The following is a 4,077-nucleotide window of genomic DNA, read 5'->3' as shown; positions in this document are numbered from 1 at the left end:
GCGTAACCGATTGCAACGGCTCAATCGCAAGACGCTCGGATATTCAAAATCATCCGAAATGCACGATAGGATCATCGGTACTTACATCGAACGCGAGTACTACGTTTGATGCTACATCAACTCATTGAATACACGACCCGCACGTTGCGCCGTGGTGATAATCCTTTCTTCTTTAAACAGGCCGTCGGTTCGCGCCGCCATTAGTTGCGCGGACAGACGCTGATAAAACGATGCAGGCATGGTGTCACTCCTTTGTGTAAGCCCGTACACAGCTTAATCAATCCTGTTTATTACGGTGACAGATAACGCCACAGAATCTGAAAAATTCCATGCGGGTCACGACATGCCGCAACACCGCCTCAGTAAAACCTTGCGGCAGCACAAAATGTTGTACTGTCTGTAGTGCAACGAAATGTTATGATAGCAGTCATAACATAAATAGTGTGGAGCGTGGTGCTTCACCCACGAGATTTACAAGAGTTACTCCCATGATCATCGTCACAGGCGGAGCCGGCTTTATCGGCAGCAATATTGTTAACTCATTGAATGACATCGGTTATCGAGACATTTTGGTGGTGGATAACCTGAAAGACGGCACCAAGTTTGTCAATATGGTCGATCTGGACATTACCGACTACATGGACAAGGAAGACTTCATCGCCAGTATCGTTTCAGGTGACGATCTGGGCAATATCGATGCCATCTTCCATGAAGGTGCATGCTCTTCCACCACGGAGTGGGACGGCAACTACATGATGGACAATAACTATCAGTACTCGAAAGAGGTGCTACACTACTGTCTGGAACGTAGCATCCCGTTCCTGTACGCCTCTTCCGCAGCCACGTACGGCGGGCGCACCAGCGACTTTATTGAAGAGCGTCAATACGAACAGCCGCTGAACGTTTACGGCTATTCCAAATTCCTGTTCGACCAATACGTGCGCGATATTCTGCCGCAGGCAGATTCCCAGATTTGCGGCTTCCGCTACTTCAACGTCTACGGTCCGCGCGAAGGGCACAAAGGCAGCATGGCGAGCGTCGCGTTTCATCTGAATAACCAGATCAATCAGGGTGAAAATCCAAAACTGTTCTCCGGCAGCGAAAATTTCCAACGCGATTTCATTTACGTTGGTGATGTGGCTGCGGTTAACCTGTGGTTCTGGCATCACGGCGTTTCCGGTATTTTCAACTGCGGAACGGGTCGTGCCGAGTCATTCCAGGCCGTGGCCGATGCCGTGTTGGATTTCCACCAGAAAGGCCAGGTGGAATACATTCCTTTCCCTGAAAAACTGAAAGGCCGTTACCAGGCCTTCACGCAAGCCGATTTGACCAAACTGCGCGCGGCAGGCTACGACAAGCCCTTCAAAACGGTGGCTGAAGGTGTCAGCGACTACCTGACCTGGCTGAACTGCTCCGCGTAAACGCCACAACAATGTGCGGCCGCACGTATGTATGGCCGCACGTTCCCGGTAAGCAGCAGGCACAGGATTACATCCTTCGATGGTATTTTTCTGGCCGCCAAGCAACAGAACATAAAAGATAACCGCTATGAAAATCCTGGTGATTGGCCCATCGTGGGTGGGTGACATGATGATGTCCCACAGTCTGTATCGTTCGCTCAAAGCACAGTACCCAGATGCACAGATTGATGTCATGGCGCCGGCTTGGTGCCGCCCGCTGTTGGACCGCATGCCGGAAGTGCGTCAGGCGCTGGCGATGCAGCTCGGGCACGGGGCGCTGGCGTTGGGTCAACGTCGGCGTTTAGGGGTGTCGTTGCGCGAGCAAGGTTACGATCGCGCCTATGTGCTACCGAACTCGTTTAAATCCGCGCTGGTGCCCTTCTTTGCAAAGGTTCCAGAGCGCACCGGTTGGCGCGGAGAGATGCGTTATGGCTTGCTTAACGATGTGCGGGTATTGGACAAAGCCGCGTTTCCCCTGATGGTGCAGCGCTATGTCGCCCTAGCCTATCCACGCGACCAGATTCACCGAGCTGAAGATCTTCCACAGCCGCTGTTATGGCCGCAGCTACAGGTCGCACAGGCAGAAATCGACGCCGTGCTCCCCACCTTTGATTTAGTTAGCGATTGCTCACTTATTGGTTTCTGCCCCGGCGCTGAATTTGGCCCCGCCAAGCGCTGGCCACACTATCACTATGCCAGTCTTGCACAAACGCTGATCGAACGCGGCCATCAGGTTGTACTGTTAGGCTCAGCCAAGGATAACGAGGCGGGAGAAGCGATACGCGATACGTTACCCGAATCTCTGCGTGCCTTTTGCGCCAATCTGGCAGGTAAAACGTCACTGGATCAAGCCGTGGTGCTGATTGCCGCCTGTCACGCCGTGGTCAGTAATGACTCCGGATTAATGCACGTGGCAGCCGCGTTAAACCGTCCTCTGGTGGCACTCTATGGCCCCAGCAGTCCGGATTTCACACCGCCGCTGTCACATCAGGCCAACGTTATCCGCTTGATTACTTGCTATCATCGCGTACGCAAAGGCGATGGCGAGCAGGGATATCACCAAAGCCTGATTGATATTCAGCCTGAGCGCGTGTTGGAAGCCTTGACGCCTTACATCCAGACAAAGGAACATCGCTAATGCGGGTGCTGATCGTTAAAACCTCTTCCATGGGTGATGTCTTGCACACGCTGCCCGCTTTGACGGATGCCATGCGCGTCATCCCCAATTTACGATTTGACTGGGTGGTGGAAGAAGGGTTTGCCCAAATCCCCACCTGGCATTCCGCCGTTGATCGCGTAATCCCCGTTGCCATCCGCCGCTGGCGTAAAAGCTGGTTCAGCGCAGAAACACGGCGTGAACGTGCGCAATTTAAGCAACAGCTGCGAGAGCACCAGTACGATGCGGTAATTGACGCACAAGGGCTGCTGAAAAGTGCGCTGTTGGTCACGCGTCTCGCGCGCGGGAAAAAACACGGTTTAGACAGCAGCAGCGCGCGTGAGCTGCTGGCCAGCATTTTCTATAACTACCGGCACCGTATTGCACGGCAGCAGCACGCCGTCGAGCGCATTCGCGAGCTTTTCGCGGCCAGCCTGAACTATCGTAAGCCCAGTGAGCGGGGGGACTACGGTATTGCCCAGCATTTTCTGGCAGCACCATCGGAAGATGCCGGGCGCTATCTGGTATTCCTACACGCCACCACCCGTGATGAAAAACATTGGCCCGAATCTCACTGGCTCGCACTGATCGCCAGCCTGCAACCGTCAGGATTGCGCATCAAACTCCCCTGGGGCACAGAGCATGAACATCAGCGAGCGCAGCGCCTTGCAGCCGACTTTCCACACGTCGACGTGTTACCGCGCCTGAGTTTGCAGCAGGTGGCCGCCGTACTGGCGGGGGCACAAGCGGTTGTTTCCGTCGATACTGGTCTGAGTCACCTGACAGCGGCATTGGATCGCACGAATATCACAATCTATGGCCCTACCGATCCTGGGCTTATTGGTGGATATGGGCTCAATCAGGTGGTAGAACAATCTGAAAATCATCACATGAGCGCTATCTCTGCCGATGCGGTCCGGCAAAAGCTGTCAGAGTTGGTAGACTTACAGCCTCTCGACGCGACTTCCCTCCACACATCGGTGCAAAGCGCGCTTCCGTAAAGGCTTGCGCCGGGTCTACACTCATGCCATCCCGGATGGACGGGACAACGGGGATAGCCCTTGCTACGTGACCCAATGATATGTTGAATGCTCTAAGATACAGCTGGGCAAAATACCCCGCGGTAAGCGCCTCGTTAACCACAAATACGCTGTTTCCAGGGTGCATGTTGACCCTAGCCGTCATGCCGTTTAGTACCATCATCGCCGGATGGCTGTTTTATTTGACCGGCGTGTCTGCCGCTCTGTATGTGGTTACGCATGTGAAACAGGTTCTCGTCGCCAAACGCCTGTTAATATTTCCCACCCTGCTGTTGCCGACGGGGGCTTTGTTGAATAAATAGATATTATGCTGCGTAGCCATAAAGGCTGCGGATTCCCTTGACGTAAAATCAGTATGTTAAATCCAGAGCGTGGTGATGCATCCCGGAGCGATCAGCATTTTAATCCAAAACAGGCGTGT

5 protein-coding genes are annotated in these 4,077 nt (G+C 53.8%); all 5 read left to right on the top strand.

The window, feature by feature from the left end; genetic code table 11:
- On the top strand, positions 1 to 109 hold a 109-nt coding region (locus tag QZ506_RS08565; protein ID WP_291968657.1), incomplete at its 5' end, for an IS1 family transposase.
- Positions 110 to 488: 379 nt separating this feature from the next.
- Positions 489 to 1,421 (top strand): ADP-glyceromanno-heptose 6-epimerase, encoded by a 933-nt coding sequence (rfaD, locus tag QZ506_RS08560; RefSeq protein WP_291970395.1) that lies wholly within the window; start codon positions 489 to 491, stop codon positions 1,419 to 1,421.
- Positions 1,422 to 1,548: 127 nt separating this feature from the next.
- Positions 1,549 to 2,598 carry an ADP-heptose--LPS heptosyltransferase RfaF gene (gene rfaF, locus QZ506_RS08555; protein ID WP_291970392.1) on the top strand — a complete coding sequence of 350 codons (1,050 nt, stop codon included), beginning with the start codon at positions 1,549 to 1,551 and terminating at the stop codon, positions 2,596 to 2,598.
- Complete coding sequence (gene rfaC, locus QZ506_RS08550; protein WP_291970390.1) at positions 2,598 to 3,617, top strand: lipopolysaccharide heptosyltransferase RfaC; 1,020 nt, start codon at positions 2,598 to 2,600, stop codon at positions 3,615 to 3,617. Before rfaF ends, rfaC begins: the two co-directional genes overlap by 1 nt.
- A 182-nt stretch (positions 3,618 to 3,799) precedes the next feature.
- A complete protein-coding gene (locus QZ506_RS08545) occupies positions 3,800 to 3,958 on the top strand; it encodes a hypothetical protein (RefSeq protein ID WP_291970388.1) in 159 nt (52 codons plus the stop codon).
- The last annotated feature ends 119 nt before the right edge of the window (positions 3,959 to 4,077 follow it).

It is taken from the genome of Candidatus Symbiopectobacterium sp. (assembly GCF_020054415.1).
Classification (GTDB): Bacteria; Pseudomonadota; Gammaproteobacteria; order Enterobacterales; family Enterobacteriaceae; genus Symbiopectobacterium.
The sequence above is the reverse complement of the archived record's forward strand: the minus strand, read 5'-3'. Positions and strand labels throughout refer to the sequence as shown.